Here is a 24,926-nt window from a genome sequence, read left to right on the forward strand (position 1 = left end):
CGAAAAGAGTGTGGCAATTGCTCGCTAAGTTTAGATCATTCGGAACTTTTAAAGAGAATCCGCTCGTTTTACGCCCTTTCAAGTTGTTGCCAGCGATATCTTAGTGCGTACTACATCAGAAAACCTTTAAAAGCAACACCGCAGAACTCCGAAAAACATTCATCAAACTAGTTGACCCTGGCGAAAAATTACGTTTATCATCAAAGAGTGACGGATCGGGGTTTCCCCGGTTTAAGCGGAATGCCAGATGCCGCAAAGTTCTGGCTTAGGTGAAAAATAGAATCACTAATCCATAGTGGTCCAGGGAGAAATACATGTATACGAATAATAAATTAAGCAAAGCTGTGCGCTTGGCGATTGCTTTTGGGGCTGCTTCTGCAACAGCTCTGACAGCACAGGTTGCCGCCGCTGACGAGCAAGAAGCTGAGCGTGTTGAACGGATCCAGGTTACGGGCTCCCGTATTCCACAATCTGCCAACGTTGTTACCTCCAGCCCTATCACCCAGGTTACCGCAGAAGAGTTTGAGTTTGCCGGAACCATTCGTACTGAAGATCTGGTAAGCGACTTACCACAAGTGTTTGCTGGCCAAGCCGCTACCACCAACAATGGTGCCAATGGTACCGCTACCATTTCTTTACGTGGTTTAGGTTCTCAGCGTACTTTAACGTTGATCAATGGTCGTCGGATGGTAAATGGTTCACCAACAGCTGGTTCACCAGATTTGAACCAAATTCCAGCGCAATTGATTAAAAACGTTGAGCTGTTAACTGGTGGTGCTTCTGCAACCTATGGTTCTGATGCAATTTCTGGTGTTGTTAACTTCATGTTGAAGGATGACTTTGAAGGTATTCAGTTCGACTACCAGCACAGTTTCTACCAGCACAACAACAGCAACAGCAGCTCAGCGGCCCAGGCTGTTCGCAATGCTGGCTTTGAACTGCCGGATGGCAATGTACGTGATGGTCACTCCAACATGTACAATCTGATCATGGGCTTTAATTCCGAGGATGGTAAAGGCAACGTTACCATGTTCGGTACTTACCGTCGCATCAAGCCGGTATTTCAGTCGGATCGTGATTTCAGTGCCTGTGCGCTGACCGGTGGTTCTGTCAATGGCTTTGGTTGTGGTGGCTCAGGCGCAGCACCAGACCCGCGTTTCTCTGACTTCTCTACCTTCGATTTTATTACACAGGGCAGTGAGTTTGCTCAATACGATGGTCGTTTGTACAACTATGGCCCGGTTAACTACTTCCAGCGTCCTGATGAGCGCGTTGCCTTAGGTGCTTTTGGTAAGTACGCCTTTAACAACAATGTTGAGTTGTATGCCGAAGTGGGTTATACCCACAACAGCAGCCGCTCGCAAATTGCTGAGTCAGGTGCTTTCTTTGTACCGGTGAGCTTGTCGTGTGCTAACCCACTGATGTCGGATCAGCAGTACAATGCGCTTTGTGCCAACCGCGGCTTGACGCGTGATGATTCCGTATCGGGTTTTGTCGCTAAACGCAACATTGAGGGTGGTCCGCGTATTGATGATCGCGAGCACAACTCACACCGTGCCGTACTGGGTATTCGTGGTGAAATCAACGACCAATGGACCTATGACGCCTATGTCAACTTTGCCCAGGTCAACTACTCGCAAACCTACTTCAATGACTTCAGTAAGTCACGTATTGCTCGTGCCTTAGACGTTGTCAGCGATGCTGATGGCAATGCCATTTGTCGTTCAGTGGCGGATGGCTCTGATCCTACCTGTGTGCCATACAACCTGTTCACCGAAGGTGCTATTGACCAGGCTCAAATCGATTACCTGACCTTGCCATTGTTCTCACGTGGTACCACAGGTTTGACTGAGTTCACTGGTTATGTATTGGGTGACTTAACCGATTACGGCATCAAATCACCCTTTGCTGAGTATGGCGTAGAATTATTGTTGGGTGTGTCAACCCGTCGCGATAGCCTGACCTTTGCTCCGGATCGTGGTTACATCGACTTCGAGGGTGCTGGCCAAGGCGGCCCAACGCTACCGGTTTCTGGTTCGGTCAGCGTCGATGAAATCTTCTCTGAAGCAAAAATCTATCTGGTCGAAGATGCTCCGTTTGCGGAAAGTCTGGTATTGGATTTAGGTTTCCGTTATTCAGAATACGATACCGGTAAAACCACCACCACCCAAAAATACGCCTTGGGTTGGGATATTACTCAAGACTTCAAACTGCGTGCCAGCTACCAGGTTGCTGCCCGTGCTGCTAACATCCGTGAGTTGTTCGCGCCACAAGGTGCCGGCCTGTTCCAATGGAACGCTGATCCATGTGGTGGTGAAACCCCACAACGTTCACTGGCTGACTGTCAGCGTACTGGCGTAACTGCCGATCGCTATGGTTCAATCCCGAACAGCCCTGCTAACCAGTACAATGATTTACGCGGTGGTAACCCGGATCTGGATCCGGAAGAGTCCAAAACCAAATCGGTTGGTTTTGTCTTCCGTCCAAGCTTTATCGATGGGTTTGACTTCTCAGTCGATTACTTCGATATTAAAGTAGAAAAAGCCATTGGTACTATCCCGGCGATTACTGCAGTAAACAACTGTCTGGATACCGGTGATGATCTGTTCTGTAGCCTGGTGCAACGTGCGCCTGGTAACCAGTCACTGTGGTTGGATGGTGGCCGTGTTATTACCACCAACGTCAACATCGGTTTCCTACAACGGACCGGTATCGATGTGAACTCCATGTACACCATGAACCTGAACGACATGGGCCGTATGCGCTTCTCCTTAACCGGTACTTACTTCCAGAAGTACGATAACCAGCCGGTTGCTGGTGGAACGCTGAACGAGTGTGCTGGTAAGTGGGGTGGTGTTTGTGATCCAGTACCTAAGTGGCAGCACAACTTCCGTGCAACCTGGATGACACCATGGGATGTGACCATTTCTGCCAACTGGCGTCATATTGGCAAAGTGGATAACCACCCAAGCCGCGTTGCTAACCAGGAAAACCACTCTGCTGAAAACTACCTGGATCTGACTGTTCAGTGGATGGTTGGTGAAGGTACCCGTCTGAGTGTTGGTGTCAACAACGTGTTGGATAATGACCCGCCATACTACTCAGCGGCTCTGTCTGCGAACACGGACCCAGGTTTCTGGGATTCAACTGGTCGCTATGTATTCTTCGGAATTCAACAGCGTTTCTGATAATCGCAATAGCGATGTTAAGCCCTCCTTGTGAGGGCTTTTTTCTTCTGCTTTGCAAAAAGGTTGAACAGACAGTGATATGACGGACACCAAATCAAGTTGGGACAGATACTGGGCCAAGGGCAGTGCATCGGCATTGCCTTTGAGTGATGACGAGCAAAGGCAGCTTGGCCAGTTCTGGCAAGCACAACTGCTACAAAATACGCCAAAAACCATGACATCGGCCGTTGAGCTGGCGGCAGGTGCTGGTGATCTGACCACGCAACTAATGTTGTTTTTTGGACAGTATCGGCCTGCACCTGTGCTGCATGCGTTGGATAGCTCAGCTCAGGCATTGCAGCAGCTGCAAGTGCGTTTCGAGCGTATAAAACCTTTGCAATGCGATTTGACGGCTGTACCGCTAACCGATCATAGCCAGCAATTGGTGGTCAGCCAGTTTGGTATTGAGTACGGTGGTGCCGCAGGTTTTAACGAGGCAGGGCGTTTGGTGGCGGCCGATGGTGTTATTTTGTTGCTGGTCCACCACACTGACAGTGAAATCTTTCAACAATGTGCCCGAAATAACCGCATGATTCGTTCCATGCATGATGATCAGTTTTTTACCAAAGTCGGCCACTGGTACCGTTTGGCACAACCGGACGCGGCTGTAAGTCAAAGCGACATCATAACAGCCCGAACGACGTTAATGCATGCCTTACAGCAAGCACAGCAGTTGTTGCAGCAAACCGGACTGGTTAGTCTGCAAATCCGGCAGTTTTATCAGGATTGCGCGGAGATAGCTGCTAAGGTGCACCTGTATCAGCTGCAGGAGTTACTGGATTGGCTGCAACGGATGCAAGCCGAGTTACTGGACAGCCAGAGACGCGGCGATGCGATGCAGCAGGTTGCTATGAATTACCAGCAGTTGGATGCACTGTGCAGGGCGCAGTGGCAACCCAGGCAGCTGAAGCACCGAATTGAGCCATTTGAATTAGCTGGTAAGACTCTGGGTTGGTTTGTAACAGCCAGAAAAAAGCCCGCTTAGCGGGCTTTGAATCAGCTCAAACTATTTTGTTTAACCGAGACGCCGCACCAAGTCACTGACCCGGTCTAAAGAGCTTAAATGATGATAGATGGCATCGAGTGCATTCAGTTTGCGCAACTTCAAAAAGTCGCTGTCACTTAATGCCGCCAGTTTCTCCTGATCAATCACATGGAAGCCATTCAGAGCGCCTTGTTTTCCGCTGCTGTCGGTAAATTTTAGCGCTTCTTCTTTAAATAGGTCCAGTTGTTGCAGCAGGGTGGTTGTTTCCACACTGGCCACTTCGTGTGCCAATAAGTCTTGCAGAAATCTGGTCAGGCTTTGGTAAAACTCGGTCGGTTGTTTATTCTCATCAAAGATGGCCTGCCCTTCAGTGGTACTAACCAACTCAGAGTCTGGGTGCAGGCATACCATCCATTGATCATCCGTATTTTCAGCCCTGGCAATGCTAAATGGATAACTGCGCAATGATGCCGGCACATAGGCTGCATCCCATCGGCCCTGATGTAAGAACAGGTTTTGCTTTTCCAGCAAGCCAAAAACAGCAATGGGGCGGTATTGTTTACTTTGCTCTTCGTAGACAAAAAAGATCGGGTAGTGGGCTGAAACCTTGTTGAACTCGCCGAAAAAAACCGGGGTAAATTGCCGGTCTACCAGGTGTTCAATGGTCCCCTGTTGACGAATTTTAATAGCGCTGTGTTGCTCCGGGCTCACCGGTACTGGATTGTTAAACATGTGGGCTTGATTCCTTGTTAGCTATTCTTGTGTCGGTAACTTACTTGCCATCCGTTAAGCTGTCAACTGTGGTGCTGGTTAGGGCGTTTTACTTGGACCCTCAGCACAGTTGTGGTACATATAACGCCATTCCACATTAAGACCATCTGCATCATGAGCGAGTTATCAGCGTTAACACAACAGGCCAAACAGCTTAAGCAACAAAACCGGTATGAAGAAGCCATTGCTTTGTACAAACAAGCATGTTTGATATCACCACAGAATCCGGTCACTGAACATAATTTAGCCGCAGCTTATGGTGACGCCGATTTGTTGCATGATGCCCGCTATCATGCTCGCATGGCGCTGCAACTTGGCTCTACCTATGCCGCCACATGGTTGGTGCTTGCAAGAGCTGAGCAAGGGTTGCAGCATTTTGGGGCTGCTGAACAAGCTTATCGTAAGGTGCTGGCCATAGACCCGACGCAAGCAGAGGCTCAGCTCGAGCTAGCTCAGCTGGTGTGGATGCAATCGGCCAATATTCAGGAAGCTGTAGCCACTTTAATTTCAACCATTAAACAACATCCGGATAACCCGGTGCTTCGGCTTACTTTGGCACGTGTATTTGAAGGGGCGGGCGATGTTGCTGTTGGTTATAAGGTACTGGCGGATACTCTACTGTTCATGGAAGATGAAGTATTACTTAGTACGGCCGCGCATCTTGCCTTGGATAATGGAGACTATGAGCAGGCTTTACTGCACGCAGAGCGTGCTTTTGCTTTCGCTCCGGAGTATGCGCCTGCTTTAATGGCTTATTGTTACGCGCTGATGGCCAATGAGCAGGCTGCCCAGGCCTTGCCGGTCATTGATAGCTATTTACAGCAGCAGCCAGATGACCAACTGGCATTGGCCGTCCAGGCAACAGCGCTCAGATTATGCGGAGATGAGCGCTATCAGGACTTATGCAATTACAAATCTATGGTTCAGGCTTATTCATTGCAGACCCCTCAGGGGTGGTCATCATTGCCGGACTATCTGACAGAACTCAAGCAGGCGGTTCGTCAGCATCACCATTTTAAAGCGCATCCTTTTGGCCAGTCTGTTCGACACGGCAGTCAACAACCAAGCTTACTGCGCTTTAAAGATCCGGCTATCCAGGCCTTCCCACAAGCGATAGCACCGGCTATTGAACAGTATTTGCAGCATATTGGTACTGATAAGCAGCATCCATTATCCAGACGCAACCAGCAAGATTGGCAATTTAATGGCATTTGGTCAGTCTTGTTGAAGTCGCAGGGTTTTCATAGCAACCATGTGCACTCTAAAGGCTGGATATCATCCGCCTGTTATCTGGAGTTGCCCAATACTGTGAAACAGGGCAATGTCGATGGCTGGTTAAAGTTTGGTGAGCCTGGGTTGGCTACTCAACCCAAGTTAGCTGTCGAACGTTATGTGAAGCCTGAGGTGGGCCAGTTGGTGCTATTTCCTTCGTACTTTTGGCATGGCACTGTGCCTTTTAGTAGCAGTGATTCCCGCATGACGATTGCTTTTGATCTGGTACCAAAGTCTTCATGCTGTTAACCGCTTAAACTACAGTCTGCACATCGTTGTTCGGCTGGATCTCTCTCCAGCCGCTCTGCTTCTATTCTGTTCTCACAGTCACAGCAAATTCCGTAAAGCCCAATCTCCATCTGACTTAATGCTGCTTGCACGGCTTCCAGTCGCTTGCTTGGGCCGCGCAACTCTGGTGTGTGCCAATGCAGCAGCAGCTCTGGCCAGCGAGGTAATGGCAATTGCTGTAACTTCAGGTGCAATTGTTGATAGTCCAGGCTAGGCTGGCCAGCCAGGACATTTGCAATGTGCTGCTGCAACTGTTGCTGTTCTTCCAGCAATCGAGTGCGTAATTGATTCAGGCGGATGGACATACAACACCCTAGCTATGGTCATATGATGCAGTATGGCTTAGACCATAGCGGCATGATGTGATGTACATCAAACCGCATGCACGTTTCGGTTAGAAGAGGCTTCTTAGAGGACACAAAAGCCTGCTCTGTGCCTGTGAGCAGACGATTAGCCTCTACTTTGCTGTAAAAGGGATAGTGCAAGCGCCGCTCTTCCGCTAGAATAATGGGTTCTGTCCCAACGCATTCGATGAGGTATTCCAGTGGCTGACGAGAATTTTAAAGAGAGTTTTAATTTGACACAGTTTTTGGCTTTTCTGGCGGTATTTGTGGTCTTGTTGTTGCAGGGGCCTATTGTGCGCTGGCTTCAGATTGTGGGTTAACGCCGGTTTTTTATAAAGCAAAACTGATACAGGATACCATTTACTCATGACCAATCCCGTCCTTAGTGAGCAACTAAAACAAGTCATTAAGACAGTCCCTGATTACCCCAAGCCAGGCATTCTATTTCGTGATGTTACCAGCCTGATGCAGGATGGCCCCGCCTTTGCCAAAGTTATCGATGCACTGAAGCAGCATTTTGCAAACCATGGCATCAATAAGGTGGTTGGTACAGAGTCACGCGGTTTCATTTTTGGTGCCCCTTTGGCCTATGCGCTGGGGGTGGCTTTTGTGCCGGTACGTAAAAAAGGCAAGTTACCACGCGAGCGCATATCGCAAAGTTATCAGCTGGAATATGGCGAGGATATCCTGGAACTTCATATGGATGCCATTCATCAGGGCGACAAAGTCCTGATGGTTGATGATTTACTGGCAACCGGCGGTACCATTGAAGCAACGACACAGCTTATTCGTCGTCTGGGTGGCGAGGTGACACATGCGGCTTTTGTGATTGCGTTGCCTGAGCTTGGCGGGATACAGCGGCTGGAAAAGTTAGGCCTCGAAGTGCTGTCTTTAGTCGATTATGATGGTCATTAATCCTTTGGGGTTGCAACGCTGCCCGTGCCTTTTCGCAGGCAGCTTAGATTCCGCAAGCCAAAGATGATCATGAACAAGGAGTAAGCATGAGCTACCAGGTGCTGGCACGAAAATGGCGGCCTCAGCAGTTTAGTCAACTGTTGGGGCAGCAGCATGTCAAGTCAGCCTTAAGCAATGCGCTTAGCTCCGATCGTTTGCACCATGCCTATTTGTTTACCGGCACACGTGGAGTTGGTAAAACTACCATAGCGCGTATTTTTGCCAAAAGCCTGAACTGCGAGCTGGGGGTGACAGCAACGCCTTGCGGCCAGTGCAGCAGTTGCCTTGAAATCGAAGCCGGTCGCTTTGTCGATTTGTTGGAAATCGATGCGGCTTCCCGAACTAAAGTAGAAGATACTCGCGATCTGCTGGATAACGTCCAATACGCGCCAACGCGTGGTCGTTTCAAAGTGTATTTGATTGACGAAGTGCACATGCTGTCCCGGCATAGCTTTAATGCTCTGCTCAAAACGCTGGAAGAACCACCACCGCATGTGAAGTTTTTGCTGGCGACGACCGATCCGCAAAAGCTTCCGGTCACTGTCTTATCACGCTGCCTGCAATTTAGTCTAAAGGCTTTAACAGAAGCTGAGTTGCAACAGCAATTGACCATGGTACTGCAGCAAGAACAGGTAGCCGCCGAGCAAGAGGCGTTGGCCCTGTTAGCCAAAGCAGCACGGGGTAGTGTGCGTGATGCGCTCAGTTTAACTGACCAAGCCATCGCCCAAACCAATGGCCACATTACTGCTACAGCGGTTCGCGATATGCTTGGGTTATTGCCACAGCACTGGGGGCAAAACTTACTGCAAGCTGTAATACAACAGGATGTGGTGGGAATGCGACAGCAGTTGGATGCCTTGATGTTGCAAACCAGTCAGCCCAGTCAATTGATCGATGATATGCTGGCGTTACTGCATTTTGCTGCCATTTGTCAGTTTCAGCCTGATGCTGCAGAGCTTGCAGGCGAGCAGGCTGTTTTTGTTGCTGAGCTGGCTGCCAGTCAAGAGGCCGAATCATTGCAGCTATACTACCAGCTGTTGATCAGCGGGAAACGAGAGCTGCCTTATGCGCCGGATATTCGCAGTGGCCTTGAAATGGCATTATTGAGGGCTTTGTTGTTTGTACCTCAGTCTGCTGATGCGTCTTCCTCAGCACCATCGGGCACAAGTGGGCAACAACGGCCAAGAGTACAAGCGTCAAAGCAGACGCTATTGGCGCAACCAGCATCCGAGGCAGCAGCGAGAAGTTCGCTTGCACATACGGCGTCTCCCGCCTCAGCTGCAACTCAGCCTGATATCGAATTTCAGCAGACTTTGGAATCAACGCCAGCAGTAGAATCCATGCTCGAACAAGAACCTGAGCTGACCAGGGCGTCAGAGCAGCCAGTATTCCCAGAGTTGCAGGCTCAGCCTGAGTCTCCGCAGATGGATCCAATTACCGCCAGCATTATTGCCAGGCGTGGGGTGCAAGCCGTGGCCGCAGGCAACAGTGCAGCTGCCGCTGAGGTTCAAAGTAAAGCCAAGAGTACAGCTTTGCCTGCATCAAGTTCTGAGCCAGATATGGCAGATAAGCTCTCCATGTCTGCACCTGTTTTGAACAACCAGCACATGGCTGCTTCGATACCGCCTGCATCCGAGCTGGTGACAAAGGACAGCACAGCAAAAAAGTCTGAGCGCCCAAGGGCGCAGCAATTGCTAGGTCAGCCGCTGGATGCTGCCGGTTTTCATTATCGAGCGGCACACGAGATTGATGATTGGGCTGCGCTTATCGAACAGGTGAATGCAACTGGCTTGTATCGATTGTTTCTGCTGCACTCAGTCCCAAGTGTAGCGGGCAGTTGTGTTCAGCTAACCGTCGCTAGTTCAGAGCAGCACCTGGAAACGGATGAGTTTCGCCATCGTATTGAGCAATTGGTGTTGGCTGCATTCCCTGCTGCGATCGAAGTGCAAATCGTCTATCAGGCCGAAGTGACAGGCTGCCCACGCGATATCCAGCTACAACTGGACCAGGCGCGACGCAACTATGTGCAACACGTTATGGCCGAAGATCCTGTTCTTTTAACGATACGACAGAATCTAATGGCTGAGTTTATCGACGACAGTCTGGTGGTTAATTAAATTCATTTTGTGTATGCTGGCGCCCATTGCCAATGGGCGAACAGCCACGATTAAGGAGATAAGCCATGTTTAAAGGTGGTATGGGTAACATGATGAAGCAGGCGCAAGCCATGCAGGAAAAAATGCAGAAAGTGCAGCAGGAAATTGCCAATATGGAAGTCACTGGCGAATCCGGTGCTGGCATGGTCAAAGTCACCATGACAGGCTCACATCAGGTCAAGCGTGTGCATCTGGATGACAGTTTGATGGCAGACGACAAAGAAATGTTGGAAGATTTGGTGGCGGCAGCTATCAATGATGCGGTGCGTCGGGTTGAAGAAACCAACCGTGAAATGATGGCGCAGGTTGCAGGTGGCATGCAATTGCCTCCTGGATTTAAGATGCCGTTTTAAGCCAGGCAACTTCTATGACTGCCAATACGCCTTTGCTGCAGCAACTGATTGATGCGTTAAAAGCGCTGCCTGGGGTCGGGCCTAAAACAGCCCAGCGCATGGCATTTCAACTGTTGGAGCGTAACAGGGAAGGTGGCCGCAAACTGGGTACGGCTTTGCTGAATGCGATGGAGCATATTGGCCAATGCCAGAGTTGCCGTACGTTTTCCGAGCAGGAACTCTGTGCTATCTGCAGTGATCCATCGCGCAGTCAGTCGCCTTTGCTCTGTGTGGTTGGCTCTTCGGCAGACTTGCAGGCAATAGAGCAAACCGGTCAGTTTGATGGCCGCTACTTCGTATTGATGGGCCAACTGTCGCCACTGGATGGCATTGGCCCCGTGGAGCTGGGGCTGGATCGTTTGGAGCAGCAGTTGGCGAAAGGAGATGTCGAGGAAGTGATCCTCGCGACCAACCCTACCATGGAAGGGGAGGCAACGGCTTACTATATTGCTGAGTTGTGCCATCGGCAGCAGATCAGCGTCTCCCGTTTAGCGCAGGGTGTGCCTGTTGGTGGCGAGCTGGAATATCTGGATGGCTCGACTTTGTCTCATGCCTTTAGTGGTCGAAAACGTTTCTAACGCTTGAAATTTTCAGCTTTCCTCCCCATATAAATAGCATCCTAACGCCGGCTGGTCCGGCATTGCTTAAAGCTTGCCGGCATGGCGCTGGCTGCGGCAAGCAGTATCTATTCACTACATCATTAAAGAGGATTTTGTTGCTATGGCTGAGACCGCAAATAAGCAAACGCATGGCTTTCAGGCCGAGGTAAAGCAGTTACTTCACCTGATGATCCACTCGCTGTATTCCAATAAAGAAATTTTTCTGCGTGAGCTGGTATCCAACGCATCCGATGCTGCGGATAAGTTGCGTTTTCTTGCATTATCCGAGCCTGGTTTGTATGGCGATGATGGCGAGTTGCGGGTTCGTATCAGTATGGATAAAGATGCGAAAACGCTGACCATCAGCGACAACGGCATCGGTATGACCGAGCAGGAAGTCAAAGACAACCTGGGTACCATTGCCAAGTCTGGCACCAAAGAGTTTTTCTCGCAATTATCTGGCGATCAAAGTAAAGATGCCACGCTGATTGGTCAATTTGGCGTCGGCTTTTATTCGGCTTTTATCGTGGCAGACAAAGTCACGGTGCGTACCTTAAAAGCCGGTGCAGCTGCTGATCAAGCGGTGGAGTGGGAGTCGGCTGGTGAAGGCGAGTACAGCCTGGCGTCATGTAAGAAAGAGGGCCGTGGTACCGATATTATTTTGCATCTGCGCGAAGGTGAAGATGAGTTCCTGGAAAAATACCGGGTGCAGTCTGTCATTACCAAATACTCCGATCACATCAGCATCCCGGTTGAAATGTGGCAGGATGAACAGCCAGAGCAAAAGGGTGAAACCGACGACGAGACGATTCCGGCAGTACCTGGACAGTGGCAAGCGATTAACAAAGCCACAGCACTCTGGACTCGCGATAAATCGGACATCAGCGACGAAGAGTACCAGGAATTCTATAAGCATATTTCTCATGACTGGACTGAGCCACTCAGCTGGAGTCACAACAAGGTTGAAGGCAGTAATAATTATACCAGCTTGCTGTATATTCCGAAAAAAGCACCCTTTGATTTATGGAACCGCGAAGCTCGCCATGGTTTGAAGTTGTATGTGCAGCGTGTCTTTATCATGGACGATGCTGAAGAGTTTATGCCGAGCTATCTGCGCTTTTTCAAAGGTTTGCTCGATTCCAGCGATTTACCGCTGAACGTCTCGCGCGAAATCCTGCAAGATACCAAAGCCACCCAGGCGCTGCGCAAAGGTTGTACCAGCCGGGCACTGAAGATGCTGGAAAAACTGGCCAAAGATAGTGAGCAATACCAGCTGTTTTGGACTGAGTTTGGTCAGGTCCTGAAAGAAGGTCCTGCGGAAGATATGGTCAACAAAGAGAAAATTGCTGCTTTGTTGCGCTTTGCATCAACCCACAACGACGATGGCAGCCAGAATGTTTCCCTCAGCGATTACCTGGGGCGAATGAAAGAAGGTCAGGAGGAAATCTACTTCCTGGTGGCTGATAACTATGCAGCTGCCAAGCACAGCCCGCATTTGGAAGTGTTCCGCAAGAAAGGCATTGAAGTCCTGTTGCTATCGGATCGCATCGATGAGTGGCTGATGCAGCATCTCACTGAGTTTGAGCAGAAGAAGTTCCGCTCAGTCGCCAAAGGTGGGCTGGATTTATCCAAATTGGATGATGAAGCCGATAAAGCAGCGCAAAAGCAATCGGAAGAAGCCTTTGCCAGCACGGTTGAGCGCTTTAAAACTGCTTTGGGTGAACAGGTGAAAGAAGTTAAAGTCAGTCATCGTTTAACCGACAGCCCGGCTTGCGTTGTGACCGACGAGTTCGATATGAGCACTCAAATGATGAAACTGATGGAGTCGGTTGGTCAGAAAGTACCGGAAGTAAAACCGATTTTTGAAATCAACTCCGAGCATGAGCTGGTAAAACACATCGCTGATGAGCAGGATGAAAGTCGTTTCAAAGAGTGGGCGGAAGTACTGCTTGAACAGGCTTTGCTGGCAGAGCGGGGTAGTTTGAAGAATCCGGCTACTTTTGTCGGCCGACTGAACAAGCTGTTGTTGTCGCTCACCAGGTAAAACAGCACCCGCAAGTCGCGACTAAAGTCTAAGCACACTGAGAAAACACCAGCAAACCAGCTGGTGTTTTTTTACAGAGCTTAGCTTTAGGCATTGCAATCACTACTACCAAAGGCGGGTGCAACCAGCGCCAGCTGTCAGATGCGGACAAAATTCTTGTTTCAATGCCATCATTGTGTAAAGATCCAGACCGTCCATATTTGAAAAATTTAGAACACATGAGGGTGTTGTATGCGGATTATTTTGTTGGGTGCCCCAGGTGCCGGAAAGGGGACTCAGGCTCAGTTTCTGATGAACAAGTTTGGCATCCCGCAAATTTCAACGGGGGATATGCTGCGGGCAGCTATCAAAGCAGGGACTGAACTGGGTTTGGCAGCCAAACAAGTGATGGATGCCGGGCAGTTGGTGTCGGATGATATCATTATTGGCCTGGTGAAAGAGCGCATTGCAGAACCGGATTGTGCGAAAGGTTTTTTGCTAGACGGATTCCCACGGACTATTCCTCAGGCAGAAGCCATGGATGCACATGGCATTGCGATTGATCATGTCATTGAGTTTGATGTGCCGGATGATGTGATTGTTGAGCGGATGGCTGGCCGTCGGGTGCATCCAGCATCTGGTCGAGTCTACCATGTGGTATACAATCCGCCTAAAGTGGCAGGAAAGGACGATCAAACCGGTGAAGAGTTGGTGATCCGTGCTGATGATACCGAAGAAACAGTTCGTAAACGTCTGGCTATTTATCATGAACAGACCAAGCCTTTGGTAAATTTCTATCGTGCTGCGGCAGATGCCGGTAAAACCAATTACCACCACCTTGATGGAACTCAGAAGGTGGATGCTATCGCTGCACAGTTAACCCGCTTACTGGCTTAAACCATTGCGTCTGATTACAAAAGCGATGCTAATGCATCGCTTTTGTTGTTGTATGGCATTGCTTTTTTACGGCCTAGCTGTCAGCCAGCATTTTTGCCAGGGCATCCAATGCATCTTGATAGTCCGGCTCGTTTGCTAATGACTTGACTTGCTGAATATAACGGATCACACCGTTACGATCGATCAACAGCACCGTTCGAGCTAGCAAACCCATATCCTTAATCAATAAACCATAACTGCTGCCAAAATCACGCCAGACAGCATCGGATAATACCTGCAACTGGTCGACTGCTTCCTGTTCACAAAAGCGTCTTTGGGCAAAAGGCAAGTCTGTGCTGATGGTGAGCATCACCACGTCCGCAGGGAGCCTGGAAACCTCCTCATTAAAACGCTTGGTTTGCAGCGAACAAGTGCCTGTGTCTACACTGGGAACTACGCTGATCAAAACTGGTTTTCCGGCAAAATCCTGCAAAGAAACGGCCTTAAATTGTTGGTCGACTACCCGAAATGCGGGTGCTTGCTGACCAAGCTCAATCGGATGACCTTGCAGTTCTACCAGCTGTTGTCCGGCCCGAATATCACTGAGTCGGGTTGGAAGCTGCGCCGTTAAATCGACGCTATAAGCAGCGCTACTGAGTGCGACGCCACCAATTAGGGTACAGAGTTGAGATAAGGTTATTTTCATTCAAGGTACCTCTTAACGGTAAAGGTTTAGCCTAACACAGAACCATCTGTCTGCATGATGGCTATTTGCAGAGTGTGCGTATAAACTATAAACAAACACAGAGAAAAATGAACAGCCTATGATCCCTGCGGTGCTAATTTGCGATGATTCCAACCTGGCAAGAAAACAAATGGCGCGCTGTTTGCCAGAGAGTTGGCAGAGTGCGATCCATTTTGCGGCCCATGGCGCTGAAGCACTGCAATTAATTAAGACAAATGCGATTGATCTGCTTTTTTTGGATCTGAATATGCCTATCCTGGATGGCTATCAGGTGCTGTCAGCATTAAAAGAAACACAATCTACTATTCGGGTCATTGTGGTCTCCGGTGATGTGCAACCAGAAGCTTACGAGCGGGTCATGCAATTGGGGGCTGTTGATTTTGTAAAAAAGCCGGTTGATGCTAGCAAGATAGCTGCCTTACTGGATACCGTGGCTTCAGAGCGCAAGTCGAAACCGGAAGCGAAGGTACCTGCTCAGCTTTTACCGCAGACGGTAGAAGTGGATGCCGAGCTAAGAGATGTGTTTCAGGAAATCACCAATGTGGCGATGGGGCAGGCCGGAGACTTGCTGGCTCGTTTGCTTAATGTTTTTGTTAAGCTGCCTATTCCCAATGTGAATTTAATCGAAGTTAGTGAGCTGCACATGGCACTGGCGTCGGTCGAAGATGAAAGCAGTACCTCAGCTGTGTGTCAGGGCTTTATTGGGGGCGGGGTATCCGGTGAGGCGCTGCTTATCCTGACCGACTCCAGTTTTAAAGACATTGCCCGCCTGATGAATTATCACGGCAAATTGACGCATCAGGTCGAGTTAGAACTGCTGATGGACATTGCTAATATCTTGATAGGTTCCGTGTTAAAAGGGTTATCTGAACAGCTGGATATGGGCTTTAGTCAGGGGCATCCGGTGGTGCTTGGACAACATGCCGCTGTCAGTGAGCTGATTAAAGCCAACTCTGGTCGCTGGCGCAAAACCCTGGCGATTGAAATCAGTTACGGCATTGAAAACTACAATATCATGTGTGATCTGTTGTTGCTGTTTACCGAGGACAGCCTGAAAACACTGAAACACAAAGTCGCGTTCTTACTGGAAGATTAGTTATGTCAGATGCACAGGTTGAAGTTTCAGAAATCCACTGGCTCATGGACATGTTTCAAACCGTGGACGTTGGTTTAGTGGTGCTGAACTGTGATTATCGTATCCAGGTCTGGAATGGCTTTATGGAAAGTCACAGCGGCTTAAGTCCTCGCCAGGTACGTGATCGTTACTTATTTGATTTATTTCCGGAAATTGATGAAGACTGGCTGCGCAGGAAGTGTGACCCAGTATTACTACTAAAAAATCGTGCTTTTACTATCTGGGAGCAGCGCCCTTATATTTTTAAATTTCGTAATTATCGTCCTATCACTGGCTCTGCTGAATTTATGTACCAAAACAGTACTATTTTTCCACTCACCAACACCCGTGGAGAAGTGACGAACTTGTGTCTGATTATTTACGATGTCACCGATGTGGCGGTCAGTCGGCTGGAACTGGAATCGATGAATCATCGTTTGCATCAGCTTTCAAAAACTGACTTTTTGACTCAGTTGCACAACCGCGGTAGTTGGGAAAATACTTTGGTGCAGGAGTACAAGCGTATTCAGCGGCATCAACATGTCAGTAGCCTATTGATGATCGACATTGATCACTTCAAACGCGTTAACGATGATTATGGCCATGCTGCTGGCGATGAAGTGATCCGGGAAATTGCCAAGCTGGTGAAAAAAAATCTGCGTGAAACCGACATTGCCGGCCGTTATGGTGGTGAAGAATTTGCGGTGCTTTTAGTGGATACTCCGGAAGCGCAGGCTATGTATTTTGCGGAGCGGCTGCGTAAGTCGGTGGAAAAAACACCGATACGGCATCATGAGATGATCATTCAGTGCTCGGTAAGTATCGGTATTGCAGAGTCAGCCAGAGCGATGGAAAACCATCGTCAGTGGATAGAGCAAGCCGATAAAGCCTTGTATTTTTCGAAGGCGAATGGCCGTAATCGCGTTACATTAGCAAGCAGCATGCCCTCTGAGCAGCCCGAAACCTCATGAAGCAGCAGGGCAGCGGCACAGCTCCCGAATAACGCCATCGTCTTGTTGCTGCTCCAGACTCACCTGAAAGCCCCATAATCGGTGCAAATGCTTCATGACTTCCGCAGTACTCTTTTCTTCCAACGGGATGTTTTGCTGCGGTACATAGCGTAATGTTAACGATCGATCGCCACGAACATCGACATTGTATACCTGAATATTGGGTTCCAGCTGACTTAAGTTGTACTGCGCAGACAGCATCTGGCGAATACTCTGATACCCCTCCTGATTATGGATGGCGGCAACTTCCAGGCTTGGATCTTTGCTGTCATCAACAATGGCAAACAGATGAAAGTCGCGGATCACTTTCGGTGATAAGTACTGACTGATAAAGCTCTCGTCCTTAAAGTTTTGCATGGCAAAGTGCAAAGTTTCAAGCCAGTTTGAACCAGCAATATCGGGGAACCATTCTTTATCTTCAGCCGTCGGCTGCTCGCAAATACGGCGTAAGTCGGTAAACATGGCGAAACCGAGCGCGTAAGGATTGATACCCGAATAATATGGGCTGTTGTATGGCGGCTGTGCAACCACGTTGGTATGGGTATGCAGAAATTCCATCATAAAGCGCTCGCTCACCACACCTTCATCGTACAGATGTTGCAAAATGGTGTAGTGCCAAAAGGTAGCCCAGCCTTCGTTCATGACCTGGGTTTGTTTTTGCGGATAAAAGTATTGCGAGATTTTGCGCACAATCCGCACCAGTTCACGTTGCCACGGCTTTAATAAAGGCGCATTTTTTTCAATAAAATACAAAATGTTCTCTTGCGGCTCGACAGGAAAGCGTTTGTTATGCTCGGTTTCTGCGACTGGTTTGGTTGGAATAGTACGCCATAAGTCATTGACCTGGGATTGCAGGTAAGCTTCACGTTCTTCCTGGCGTTTTTGCTCTTCTTCCATCGAAATTTTTTGTGGTCGTTTGTAGCGATCAACTCCGTAATTCATCAGGGCATGACAGGAATCGAGGATTTCCTCAACCTCAGCAATCCCATACTTTTCTTCACAGCGATTGACATAGTCTTTGGCAAATAACAGGTAATCGATAATGGACGAGGCATCGGTCCACGTCTTAAATAAGTAGTTATTCTTGAAGAAGGAGTTGTGGCCGTAGCTGGCATGAGCCATCACCAGGGCTTGCATGGTGATGGTGTTTTCTTCCATCAGATAAGCAATGCAAGGGTTGGAGTTGATCACGATTTCATAGGCCAGTCCCATGTAGCCGCGCTTGTAATTCTGCTCGGTCTGAATAAATTTTTTGCCGTAAGACCAATGATTATAACCCAGTGGCATACCAATGCTGGAATATGCATCCATCATTTGCTCGGCAGTAATCACTTCGATTTGGTTGGGGTAGGTCTCCAGCCCATAATGGGCTGCCACCCTGGCAATTTGCTGATGATAGTCGTCCAGCAGCTCAAAGGTCCAGTCCGGCCCATCTGACAAGGGGGTTGGTTTACGCTGTGCTTTGGCCATCATATACCTCCGCTGAAAAACTAAGCTGCTTGTTTTTTAAAGAGCTCTCTGAATACCGGGTAAATATCGGCCTGTTCCCGAATGGACTGAATGGCAAAATTGTCAAACTGCGGTAGCAGACTTTCGTACTGTTGCCACAAGCTTTGATGCGCTCGGGTGCTGATTTCGATATAGGCATAATAACGCACTAGTGGCAGGATATGATTGCGCATAATTTGTTGGCACAATGGGCTATCATCAGTCCAGTTATCGCCATCCGATGCTTGAGCGGCGTAAATATTCCACTCTTCCGGGTTGTACCGCTCACGTACAATGTCGTGCATCATTTTAAGCGCACTGGAAACGATGGTGCCGCCAGTCTCCTGGGAGTAGAAGAACTCTTGTTCATCAACCTCTTTGGCCTGAGTGTGATGACGAATGTAGACCACCTCGACATTTTTGTAACTGCGGCTAAGGAACAGATAAAGCAGAATGTAAAAGCGCTTTGCCATATCCTTGGTGGCCTGATCCATTGAGCCAGATACATCCATCAAGCAGAACATCACGGCTTTACTGGTCGGCTCTGGCCGTTTCTGGTAGTTTCGATAACGTAAGTCAAAACTATCGATGTATGGCACTGCCGCAATGCGTTGCTTTAAATGCGTAATCTCTTCTTCCAGCTGCATCAGTTGTCGTTGATTGGGAACGGCTTCTTGCTGCAGAGCCGCTAGCTGCGCTTCCAGTTCAGTCAAGGTACGTTTTTTATCAGCCGACATGGCAATACGCCGGGCTAGCGAGCCCCGTAACGAGCGAACAATATCGATATTGGTTGGTACCCCTTCAGCCCGGTAGCCGGCTCGCACCTGTTTGTATTGAGTTAGTTTATCCAGCTGATTTTTTTTCAGATTGGGTAATTCCAGATCTTCAAACAGCAGATCCAGGTACTCATCTTTGGAAATAGAAAAAACAAAGTCATCTTCACCTTCACCATCCGCGCTGGCATCACCGCGGCCACTGCCTTGGCCTCCACCTCCATCCGGCCGTTTGATGCGATCGCCAGGGCTGAACTGATCATTGCCAGGATGGACAATTTCTCGATGGCCACCTTTACCATGATGAAACATCGGTTCAGTAATGTCCTTTCCTGGAATGCTGATGCTCTCCCCACTGTCGATATCGGTCACGCTACGCTTACTGATCGCATCGGAAACGGCCTTTTTGATCTGTTGCTTGTAGCGCCGCAAGAAGCGCTGTCGGTTGACAGCACTCTTGTTTTTGCCATTGAGTCGTCGATCAATAAAATGCACCATACTGCCTCCGGTTGCGTATTTACTGCGATTTACGCACCCGCAAATACCACTCCGACAACAGCCGGACTTGTTTGCGGGTATAGCCTTTCTCCATCATACGATTGACAAAATCGTCATGTTTCTTCTGATCTTCGGTTGAAGTTTTGGCGTTGAACGAAATAACAGGCAGTAACTCTTCGGTGCTGGAGAACATTTTCTTCTCAATCACAGTACGCAGTTTTTCGTAGCTGGTCCAAACCGGATTTTTGCCATTGTTTTTTGCTTTGGCTCTAAGCACAAAGTTGACGATTTCGTTGCGAAAGTCTTTCGGGTTGCTAATGCCAGCCGGCTTCTCAATTTTTTCCAGCTCGGCATTCAGCGCTGCCCGGTCGAACAATTGTCCGGTTTCCGGGTCGCGGTATTCCTGATCCTGGATCCAGAAATCAGCATAGATTACATAGCGATCAAAGATGTTTTGCCCATATTCGGAGTAAGACTCGAGATAAGCGGTTTGGATCTCTTTGCCAATAAATTCAACATACTTGGGTGTTAGATAACCCTTTAAATGTTCCAGCAATCGCTCTGCCATTTCAGCTGGAAACTGTTCGCGTTCAATTTGCTGCTCCAGTACATAAAACAAATGCACCGGGTTCGCAGCTACTTCGGTCGAGTCGAAGTTGAACACCCGTGACAGAATTTTAAAAGCAAAGCGGGTCGACAGGCCGGTCATGCCTTCATCGACCCCGGCATAATCACGATACTCCTGATAAGACTTGGCTTTTGGATCGGTATCTTTGAGGCTTTCGCCATCATAGACCCGCATTTTGGAATAGATGCTGGAGTTTTCAGGCTCTTTCAACCGTGATAACACCACAAACTGGGCCAGAGAGGATAAAGTCCCTGGGGCGCACGGAGCTTCACGCAGCTCTGAATTATCGATCAGCTTGTGATAAATGTTTTGCTCTTCCGATACCCGCAGGCAGTAAGGAACTTTGACAATGTAGACCCGATCAAGGAACGCCTCGTTGTTTTTGTTGTTTTTAAAAGTCTGCCATTCCGACTCATTGCTGTGGGCCAGAATCATGCCGTCAAACGGCAGAGCGGCCAAGCCTTCAGTCCCGTTGTAGTTGCCTTCCTGAGTGGCTGTGAGCAATGGGTGCAACACCTTGATTGGCGCTTTGAACATCTCGACAAATTCCATCAGGCCTTGATTAGCACGGCACAAGGCTCCTGAGTAGCTGTAAGCATCTGGGTCGTGTTGCGCGAAGTGCTCGAGTTTACGAATGTCGACTTTACCGACCAAGGCGGAAATGTCCTGGTTGTTTTCATCGCCGGGCTCGGTTTTGGCGATCGCAATTTGGTTCAAAATGGATGGGTGGCGTTTAACGACACGGAACTGGCTGATGTCGCCATTGAACTCATGTAGCCGTTTACTGGCCCAAGGTGACATGATGGTGGATAGATAGCGCCGCGGTATCCCAAACTCTTCAGCCAGCAGCTGGCCGTCTTCATCGGCGTCGAACAGGCACAATGGATGGTCGTACACCGGCGAGCCTTTCAGGTAGTAGATAGGCACTTGTTGCATCAAATACTTCAGCTTTTCAGCCAGTGAAGACTTACCACCACCAACCGGGCCAAGCAGGTACAGAATTTGTTTCTTTTCTTCCAGTCCCTGAGCCGAGTGTTTTAAATAGGAGACAATCTGTTCGATGGCATCTTCCATGCCATAAAAGTCGGCAAACGCAGGGTAGCGGCTGATCACCCGATTGGAAAACAAACGGCTAAGTTTGGGATCATTCGAGGTATCAATCAGTTCCGGCTCACCAATAGCCAGCAGCAAACGTTCGGCGGCACTGGCAAAACAACTTTTATCGGTTTTGCACAGCTGCAGAAACTCCTGAATGCTGTATTCCTCTTCCTTGGTTGCTTCGTATCTGGACTTATAGTGCTCAACAATGCTCATATGCACCTCCGATCAGCTGACGAAAATAGGTACCAGTTACTCTAAGGTTAGACAGTAAAAAATAAATTCGCTCAGAATTCATCGCAAAAAGATGGATTTAATCGAGCTCAAATAAAGTGCAATGGTGTTGAATTATGTACGGCGGGCAGGGAAATTGGATTTAAAAAAGCCCGATTTATAAACCGGGCTTGATATCGCTAAGACGGATTAGGCTGCAAAATTCTTGCTGGCGAAATCCCAGTTTACCAAGGCCCAGAAAGCATCCAGGTAAGTTGGGCGGGCGTTGCGGTAATCGATGTAGTAAGCGTGCTCCCACAAGTCAACGGTCATTACCGGCGTAAGGCCATCATGAGCTAACGGAGTATCAGCATTGCTGGTGTTAACGATATCCAGGCTGCCATCGGCTTTTTTCACCAACCAGGTCCAGCTGGAGCCGAAGTTGTTGACGGCTTTGTCGTTAAACGCAGCTTTAAAGTCGGCAAATGAACCCCATTTGGCGTTAATCGCATCTGCCAGAGCACCAGCAGGCTCACCACCACCATTCGGGCTCAGGCAGTGCCAGTAGAAGGTATGATTCCACACCTGGGCGGCGTTATTGAACACTCCACCTTCAGAGGTACGAACGATCTCTTCAAGTGACTTACCAGCGAAGTCGGTACCTTCAATCAGGCCATTGAGCTTAACCACATAGGTGTTGTGATGCTTGCCATAGTGGTATTCCAGAGTTTCTTCTGAAATATGCGGAGCAAGTGCATTTTTTGCATACGGCAAGGCGGGTAATTCGAAAGCCATTTTATTCTCCATTCACGTTGTTAATAGTGTCTGCACGGTTTAGACTACAATACCTGAGTAAAATACTCAAGTTTTAACCGGCCCTGCCAAGCTCTAACGCGTCGCTTATTGAGGGCACTTAGATGTTTTGTTACGACTGCCTACCATGATTGGGTCAGTCCGCCGAAAAACAAGGGGCAGGCCATGAATTTCCTGTTGGAACAAGGTACAATGCCCGCACTTCCGAATAGATACGAGGATATGCTATGGAAACCCTGGATAGAATTAAACAGCAAATTACTGAAAACCCAATACTGTTGTACATGAAGGGCTCGCCAAAACTGCCAAGTTGCGGTTTTTCTGCTCAGGCTGCCCAGGCATTAATTAGCTGTGGTGAGCAGTTTGCCTTTGTGGATATTCTGCAAAACCCGGATATTCGTGCCGAGCTGCCTGTTTATGCAAATTGGCCTACCTTCCCACAGCTATGGGTGGAAGGTGAGTTGATTGGTGGTTGCGACATCATTCTGGAAATGTTTCAGCGTGGTGAGTTGCAGCCATTGATCAAGGAGGCGGCTGCAAAGCACAGTCAGGATGAAGCCGCTGGCGAATAAGGCTGTGGTTTGACGTAAAAAACCGCTGCGGCGGTTTTTTTACATCGGTTAGTCGCAGCTCTCTGCTGCAGATTGCACCATCTCGCTGGTCAAAGGCCAGCCGCCTAGTTGCTGCCATTGATTGACGATATGGCAAAACAGTTCGGCCGTACGCTCGGTATCGTACAGAGCGCTGTGCGCTTCTTTGTTGTTAAAATCAATACCTGCCTGTTTGCAGGCTTTTGACAGCACAGTTTGCCCCAGAGCCAGTGCTGACAGGCTGGTGGTATCAAAGGAAACAAAAGGGTGGAAGGGATTGCGCTTTAAGTTAATGCGCTCGCAGGCGGCATTAAAAAAACCCTGATCAAAAGCTGCATTGTGCGCAACGATCACCGAGCGCTGACAGCCAGCAGCTTTTTGCGCTTTACGAACTGCCTTGCAAATTTCGGTAATGGCTTCACGCTCTGGTACCGCACCTCGCAGCGGCTGATACGGATCGATGCCATTAAAGGCCAGCGCGCTCGGCTCAAGATTAGCGCCGGCAAAAGGCTCGACATGAAAGTGCAGTGTTTCGAATGGTTTTAGCTGGCCTTGCTCATCCATAGTAAGCAGGGTGGCGGCTATTTCCAGCAGTGCATCCGTTGAAGCATTAAAGCCGGCGGTTTCAATATCAATCACCACCGGGTAATAGCCCCGAAAACGTTGTGCCAGTAAAGAAGTTGTTTGCGCCATGAACCCGCCTGCTATGCTGAAAGTGCTATTATGCCAAAAGATCCGGTTTAGATCTCGTCCCGGCACGGCGTTTGCTAGGTTTTTACTCAGAATGTTCATCTAGGATGTCTCTTATGCGGTTTTTGTTGCCAATCCCGCTTTTTTTGCTGTGCACACAGCTGGCTTTTGCCGGACAAAGCTATATCCGGCAATATTCTGCCGCTTTGGAGCAATCCGAGTGGCAGCTGCGGCACAATACACCGCTACGCTGTGAGATCAGTCATCCTATCCCTGGCTTTGGTGAGGCAGTATTTCACAGTGAGGCCGGCAAAGAGCTGAATCTTTGGTTTGAGCTCAAAATGCTGCAACAACCGGATGCCTATGCTTTGGCAGAAGTGCTGTCATTACCACCGCGTTGGCGGCCTGGAGAGCAGCCCAGAGCGATAACCAACATGCGTCTGCTCAAGCAGTTTGATGGGGATTTACCCAAAGAGTCCGCCTGGGCCATGTTGCATGAACTGGAACGTGGTTATCAGCCCACATTTTATTTCTCTGACTGGTACCGACCAGACAATAAAGTCGTTGCCAGTCTAAACCCAGTGCAATTCCCAACCGTGTACCGCGAGTTTAGCCAATGTATGTCCATGCTACTGCCGTATCGTTTCGACGATATTGCTTTTACTGTATTGAGTTACGAAGTAGGGGGCGATCAGCTAACCCGTGAGTCCAGGCGCCGACTGGCCGCGATTGCTGAATACCTGAAGCACGATGATGCCATCGAAGTGGTGCAAATTCAGGGGCATACCGATACCTATGGCGGAAGGTGGATGAATGAGCAATTATCCATTCGCCGGGCAGAAAAGGTTAAAAGCTTTTTTGTGGAGGCTGGTTTGCCTGAACACCGCATCGAAGTGGAAGGCTTCGGCCAGCGCCGTAATGTGGCACCAAACCAACGTGTACAAGACAGGGCCATCAACCGCCGGGTTGTGGTGCAGATGAACAGACCTTAAGGGTTGTTAGCAAGCACCATCATATCCACCTGACGCCATTGCTGCTGCTCTGAGATAATAATCCGAATGCGTTGCTGCGCTTGAGTGTAGTGCAGCTCCAACTGGCCATAACGCTGCCTTTGCTCGGTTGGCTCACCCAATTGCTGCTGATAAAACTGTTGCAGCTGATGCTGACTTTGTTGGCTGAAGTAACTGAGTACGGCGGGCAGTCTGTCATCCAGCCGGGCAAACTCTCTGGCATCCTGAGGTTTTTGCCATTGTTCAAAATTCACTGCTGCCTGGACGCCGGCGGTAACGAGTAACAACAAAAAAGACAACGCCAACTTTGGTGCGGACATTTGCATTGGATTTTCCTTCTTATCAGTGCCTTTGGTCTTACTGACAGCT

At 49.0% G+C, this 24,926-nt stretch carries 22 protein-coding genes; 13 read left to right on the top strand and 9 right to left on the bottom strand.

What is annotated here, in order from left to right; translation table 11 throughout:
* Positions 1–314 precede the first annotated feature (314 nt).
* A complete protein-coding gene (locus JJU14_RS02060) occupies positions 315–3,188 on the top strand; it encodes a TonB-dependent receptor (RefSeq protein WP_228610937.1) in 2,874 nt (957 codons plus the stop codon).
* A gap of 79 nt (positions 3,189–3,267) precedes the next feature.
* Positions 3,268–4,212: a class I SAM-dependent methyltransferase gene (locus JJU14_RS02065; RefSeq protein WP_228610939.1), complete on the top strand. Its 945-nt coding sequence runs from the start codon at positions 3,268–3,270 to the stop codon at positions 4,210–4,212.
* A 30-nt stretch (positions 4,213–4,242) separates the two neighbouring features.
* On the opposite strand, the gene JJU14_RS02070 is transcribed toward JJU14_RS02065, so the two are convergent.
* A complete protein-coding gene (locus JJU14_RS02070) occupies positions 4,243–4,944 on the bottom strand; it encodes a SapC family protein (protein WP_228610941.1) in 702 nt (233 codons plus the stop codon).
* Positions 4,945–5,097: 153 nt separating this feature from the next.
* Here JJU14_RS02070 and JJU14_RS02075 point away from each other — a divergent pair, with 153 nt between their 5' ends.
* Entirely contained in the window at positions 5,098–6,504 is a 1,407-nt protein-coding gene (locus JJU14_RS02075) for a putative 2OG-Fe(II) oxygenase (RefSeq protein WP_228610942.1), read from the top strand.
* On the opposite strand, the gene JJU14_RS02080 is transcribed toward JJU14_RS02075, so the two are convergent.
* Positions 6,501–6,848 carry a hypothetical protein gene (locus JJU14_RS02080; protein WP_228610944.1) on the bottom strand — a complete coding sequence of 116 codons (348 nt, stop codon included), beginning with the start codon at positions 6,846–6,848 and terminating at the stop codon, positions 6,501–6,503. The two genes, JJU14_RS02075 and JJU14_RS02080, sit on opposite strands and share 4 nt — an antisense overlap.
* A 405-nt stretch (positions 6,849–7,253) precedes the next feature.
* Here JJU14_RS02080 and apt point away from each other — a divergent pair, with 405 nt between their 5' ends.
* The 6 genes from apt (at position 7,254) to adk (ending at position 13,908) form a co-directional block, all read left to right on the top strand.
* On the top strand, positions 7,254–7,802 hold the full coding sequence (gene apt, locus JJU14_RS02085; protein WP_228610946.1) for an adenine phosphoribosyltransferase: 549 nt from the start codon (positions 7,254–7,256) through the stop codon (positions 7,800–7,802).
* An 86-nt stretch (positions 7,803–7,888) separates the two neighbouring features.
* Positions 7,889–9,958, top strand: a complete 2,070-nt coding sequence (gene dnaX / locus JJU14_RS02090; RefSeq protein ID WP_228610947.1) for a DNA polymerase III subunit gamma/tau — start codon at positions 7,889–7,891, stop codon at positions 9,956–9,958.
* Between the two features lie 65 nt (positions 9,959–10,023).
* Positions 10,024–10,350 carry a YbaB/EbfC family nucleoid-associated protein gene (locus tag JJU14_RS02095; protein WP_228610949.1) on the top strand — a complete coding sequence of 109 codons (327 nt, stop codon included), beginning with the start codon at positions 10,024–10,026 and terminating at the stop codon, positions 10,348–10,350.
* Positions 10,351–10,364: 14 nt separating this feature from the next.
* Positions 10,365–10,967 carry a recombination mediator RecR gene (gene recR, locus JJU14_RS02100; protein ID WP_228610950.1) on the top strand — a complete coding sequence of 201 codons (603 nt, stop codon included), beginning with the start codon at positions 10,365–10,367 and terminating at the stop codon, positions 10,965–10,967.
* Between the two features lie 142 nt (positions 10,968–11,109).
* Positions 11,110–13,032 (top strand): molecular chaperone HtpG, encoded by a 1,923-nt coding sequence (gene htpG / locus JJU14_RS02105; protein WP_228610951.1) that lies wholly within the window; start codon positions 11,110–11,112, stop codon positions 13,030–13,032.
* A gap of 231 nt (positions 13,033–13,263) precedes the next feature.
* Positions 13,264–13,908, top strand: coding sequence for an adenylate kinase (gene adk, locus JJU14_RS02110; RefSeq protein ID WP_228610952.1), 645 nt, complete (start codon positions 13,264–13,266; stop codon positions 13,906–13,908).
* Between the two features lie 73 nt (positions 13,909–13,981).
* Here adk and tpx read toward each other — a convergent pair whose 3' ends face one another.
* The gene (gene tpx / locus JJU14_RS02115) at positions 13,982–14,593 is read right to left on the bottom strand and encodes a thiol peroxidase (RefSeq protein ID WP_228610953.1); all 612 of its coding nucleotides are present in this window, start codon (positions 14,591–14,593) and stop codon (positions 13,982–13,984) included.
* Between the two features lie 118 nt (positions 14,594–14,711).
* Here tpx and JJU14_RS02120 point away from each other — a divergent pair, with 118 nt between their 5' ends.
* Both JJU14_RS02120 and JJU14_RS02125 read left to right on the top strand, forming a co-directional pair.
* Entirely contained in the window at positions 14,712–15,728 is a 1,017-nt protein-coding gene (locus tag JJU14_RS02120; protein ID WP_228610954.1) for a response regulator, read from the top strand.
* 2 nt (positions 15,729–15,730) lie between these two features.
* On the top strand, positions 15,731–16,717 hold the full coding sequence (locus tag JJU14_RS02125) for a diguanylate cyclase (protein WP_228610955.1): 987 nt from the start codon (positions 15,731–15,733) through the stop codon (positions 16,715–16,717).
* On the opposite strand, the gene JJU14_RS02130 is transcribed toward JJU14_RS02125, so the two are convergent.
* From JJU14_RS02130 to sodB, 4 genes are all read right to left on the bottom strand, one after another.
* On the bottom strand, positions 16,712–18,226 hold the full coding sequence (locus JJU14_RS02130; RefSeq protein WP_228610956.1) for a SpoVR family protein: 1,515 nt from the start codon (positions 18,224–18,226) through the stop codon (positions 16,712–16,714). The two genes, JJU14_RS02125 and JJU14_RS02130, sit on opposite strands and share 6 nt — an antisense overlap.
* A 20-nt stretch (positions 18,227–18,246) precedes the next feature.
* Positions 18,247–19,515, bottom strand: coding sequence for a YeaH/YhbH family protein (locus JJU14_RS02135; protein WP_228610957.1), 1,269 nt, complete (start codon positions 19,513–19,515; stop codon positions 18,247–18,249).
* 19 nt (positions 19,516–19,534) lie between these two features.
* Positions 19,535–21,457: a PrkA family serine protein kinase gene (locus JJU14_RS02140; protein WP_228610958.1), complete on the bottom strand. Its 1,923-nt coding sequence runs from the start codon at positions 21,455–21,457 to the stop codon at positions 19,535–19,537.
* A 207-nt stretch (positions 21,458–21,664) separates the two neighbouring features.
* Positions 21,665–22,249 carry a superoxide dismutase [Fe] gene (gene sodB, locus JJU14_RS02145; protein WP_228610959.1) on the bottom strand — a complete coding sequence of 195 codons (585 nt, stop codon included), beginning with the start codon at positions 22,247–22,249 and terminating at the stop codon, positions 21,665–21,667.
* 245 nt (positions 22,250–22,494) lie between these two features.
* Between sodB and JJU14_RS02150 the strand changes: the two genes are divergently transcribed.
* Entirely contained in the window at positions 22,495–22,839 is a 345-nt protein-coding gene (locus tag JJU14_RS02150) for a Grx4 family monothiol glutaredoxin (protein ID WP_228610960.1), read from the top strand.
* Positions 22,840–22,887: 48 nt separating this feature from the next.
* On the opposite strand, the gene rnt is transcribed toward JJU14_RS02150, so the two are convergent.
* On the bottom strand, positions 22,888–23,550 hold the full coding sequence (gene rnt / locus JJU14_RS02155) for a ribonuclease T (RefSeq protein WP_228610961.1): 663 nt from the start codon (positions 23,548–23,550) through the stop codon (positions 22,888–22,890).
* A gap of 113 nt (positions 23,551–23,663) precedes the next feature.
* Here rnt and JJU14_RS02160 point away from each other — a divergent pair, with 113 nt between their 5' ends.
* Positions 23,664–24,539, top strand: a complete 876-nt coding sequence (locus JJU14_RS02160) for an OmpA family protein (RefSeq protein WP_228610962.1) — start codon at positions 23,664–23,666, stop codon at positions 24,537–24,539.
* Here JJU14_RS02160 and JJU14_RS02165 read toward each other — a convergent pair.
* Entirely contained in the window at positions 24,536–24,883 is a 348-nt protein-coding gene (locus JJU14_RS02165; protein ID WP_228610963.1) for a hypothetical protein, read from the bottom strand. The genes JJU14_RS02160 and JJU14_RS02165 overlap by 4 nt on opposite strands.
* Positions 24,884–24,926: the final 43 nt, after the last annotated feature.

The organism is Alkalimonas sp., from assembly GCF_020831925.1.
In the GTDB taxonomy this organism is placed as follows: domain Bacteria; phylum Pseudomonadota; class Gammaproteobacteria; order Enterobacterales; family Alteromonadaceae; genus Alkalimonas.

Excerpts from the sequence above, each read along its gene's own strand:
- JJU14_RS02060 (WP_228610937.1), top strand. The coding sequence starts at position 315 with ATGTATACGAATAATAAATTAAGCAAAGCTGTGCGCTTGGCGATTGCT.
- JJU14_RS02065 (WP_228610939.1), top strand. The coding sequence starts at position 3,268 with ATGACGGACACCAAATCAAGTTGGGACAGATACTGGGCCAAGGGCAGT.
- JJU14_RS02070 (WP_228610941.1), bottom strand. The coding sequence starts at position 4,944 with ATGTTTAACAATCCAGTACCGGTGAGCCCGGAGCAACACAGCGCTATT.
- JJU14_RS02075 (WP_228610942.1), top strand. The coding sequence starts at position 5,098 with ATGAGCGAGTTATCAGCGTTAACACAACAGGCCAAACAGCTTAAGCAA.
- JJU14_RS02080 (WP_228610944.1), bottom strand. The coding sequence starts at position 6,848 with ATGTCCATCCGCCTGAATCAATTACGCACTCGATTGCTGGAAGAACAG.
- apt (WP_228610946.1), top strand. The coding sequence starts at position 7,254 with ATGACCAATCCCGTCCTTAGTGAGCAACTAAAACAAGTCATTAAGACA.
- dnaX (WP_228610947.1), top strand. The coding sequence starts at position 7,889 with ATGAGCTACCAGGTGCTGGCACGAAAATGGCGGCCTCAGCAGTTTAGT.
- JJU14_RS02095 (WP_228610949.1), top strand. The coding sequence starts at position 10,024 with ATGTTTAAAGGTGGTATGGGTAACATGATGAAGCAGGCGCAAGCCATG.
- recR (WP_228610950.1), top strand. The coding sequence starts at position 10,365 with ATGACTGCCAATACGCCTTTGCTGCAGCAACTGATTGATGCGTTAAAA.
- htpG (WP_228610951.1), top strand. The coding sequence starts at position 11,110 with ATGGCTGAGACCGCAAATAAGCAAACGCATGGCTTTCAGGCCGAGGTA.
- adk (WP_228610952.1), top strand. The coding sequence starts at position 13,264 with ATGCGGATTATTTTGTTGGGTGCCCCAGGTGCCGGAAAGGGGACTCAG.
- tpx (WP_228610953.1), bottom strand. The coding sequence starts at position 14,593 with ATGAAAATAACCTTATCTCAACTCTGTACCCTAATTGGTGGCGTCGCA.
- JJU14_RS02120 (WP_228610954.1), top strand. The coding sequence starts at position 14,712 with ATGATCCCTGCGGTGCTAATTTGCGATGATTCCAACCTGGCAAGAAAA.
- JJU14_RS02125 (WP_228610955.1), top strand. The coding sequence starts at position 15,731 with ATGTCAGATGCACAGGTTGAAGTTTCAGAAATCCACTGGCTCATGGAC.
- JJU14_RS02130 (WP_228610956.1), bottom strand. The coding sequence starts at position 18,226 with ATGGCCAAAGCACAGCGTAAACCAACCCCCTTGTCAGATGGGCCGGAC.
- JJU14_RS02135 (WP_228610957.1), bottom strand. The coding sequence starts at position 19,515 with ATGGTGCATTTTATTGATCGACGACTCAATGGCAAAAACAAGAGTGCT.
- JJU14_RS02140 (WP_228610958.1), bottom strand. The coding sequence starts at position 21,457 with ATGAGCATTGTTGAGCACTATAAGTCCAGATACGAAGCAACCAAGGAA.
- sodB (WP_228610959.1), bottom strand. The coding sequence starts at position 22,249 with ATGGCTTTCGAATTACCCGCCTTGCCGTATGCAAAAAATGCACTTGCT.
- JJU14_RS02150 (WP_228610960.1), top strand. The coding sequence starts at position 22,495 with ATGGAAACCCTGGATAGAATTAAACAGCAAATTACTGAAAACCCAATA.
- rnt (WP_228610961.1), bottom strand. The coding sequence starts at position 23,550 with ATGGCGCAAACAACTTCTTTACTGGCACAACGTTTTCGGGGCTATTAC.
- JJU14_RS02160 (WP_228610962.1), top strand. The coding sequence starts at position 23,664 with ATGCGGTTTTTGTTGCCAATCCCGCTTTTTTTGCTGTGCACACAGCTG.
- JJU14_RS02165 (WP_228610963.1), bottom strand. The coding sequence starts at position 24,883 with ATGCAAATGTCCGCACCAAAGTTGGCGTTGTCTTTTTTGTTGTTACTC.